Raw genomic sequence first — 1,267 nt, forward strand, 5'->3', positions numbered from 1 at the left:
GTTCCTGAAGTCAGGAAACCTGCCGCAGGACGATGATCTGGACCAGCCGCGCGCCGCCGACCGTTCTCCCCAGCTTGCGGTGGAGATGAAGCTGCAGGTTCCCGCATCGCAGACGGTGGAGCGTCACGTCGGCCTCGCCTTTACGCAGCCGTTGGCGATCGAGTATCTAAACCGCCGCCTCAAGCCCTATTGGGCACGCGACGGGAAGACGCCGCAGGCAATGCTGACCCAGGCGATGCAGGAGTATGCCGCAGTGGCCAAGCGCTCAAAGGACTTCGACGAGAAACTGACAGCGAAACTGCTGAAGGATGGCGGCCCGGTGTATGCGCGCCTGGCTACACTGGCCTTCCGCCAGACCTTGGCGGCCAATGGGCTGGCAGCCGATCTGGATGGTTCGCCGCTGCAGTTCCCCAAGGAGAACTTCTCCAACGGCTGCATCGCGACAGTGGATGTGCTGTATCCGTCCTCGCCGTTCTTTCTGTACTTCAATCCGGCGTTGCTGGAGGCTCAACTCAAGCCGGTGATGGAGTATGCGGCGTTGTCGCGGTGGAAGTTCCCCTTCGCGCCGCATGACCTGGGAACGTATCCGCTTGCCAATGGACAGGTCTATGGCGGCGGAGAGCGCACCGAGGACGACCAGATGCCGGTGGAAGAGAGCGGCAACATGCTGCTGATGATTGCGGCCATGGGGCGCGCCCAGGGTGACTGGCACTTTGCTAAACAGTACTGGCCGCTGCTGGTGAAGTGGGCGGCGTATCTGAAGGACAAAGGTCTGGACCCGGAGAATCAACTCTCGACCGATGACTTTGCCGGCCATCTGGCGCACAACGCCAACCTGTCCATCAAGGCGATTGATGCTCTGGGAGCGTTCGCGGAGATGGCCAAAGGCGTGGGCGACGACAGGCTTGCAAAGGAGTATGCCGGCCTGGCGGCGGAGATGGCGAAGAAATGGAGCGACCTTGCCCGCGAAGGAGACCACTACAAGCTGGCCTTTGATGCGGCCAATACGTGGAGCCAGAAGTACAACCTGGTGTGGGACGACCTGCTGGGGCTGAAGCTCTTCCCGGCGTCGGTGAAGAACACCGAGCTGGCGTTTTACAAGACGAAGTTGAATCAGTACGGCCTTCCGCTCGACAGCCGCAGAGACTACACCAAGCTGGACTGGGAGCTGTGGACCGCCACGCTGGCCGATGATGATGTGACCTTCCACACGCTGGTCGATCCACTGGGGAAGTGGCTGGACGAGACACCGACACGTGTCCCGCTG

The 1,267-nt window shown here is 61.4% G+C and carries 1 protein-coding gene; it reads left to right on the forward strand.

Translation table 11 applies throughout. From position 1 onward, the window contains the following. The coding region (locus AB4043_RS25970; protein WP_442308583.1) for a glutaminase domain-containing protein at positions 1-1,267 on the forward strand (1,267 nt) is incomplete at both ends.

The sequence above is a fragment of the Terriglobus sp. YAF25 genome, assembly GCF_052113305.1.
Classification (GTDB): Bacteria; Acidobacteriota; Terriglobia; order Terriglobales; family Acidobacteriaceae; genus Terriglobus.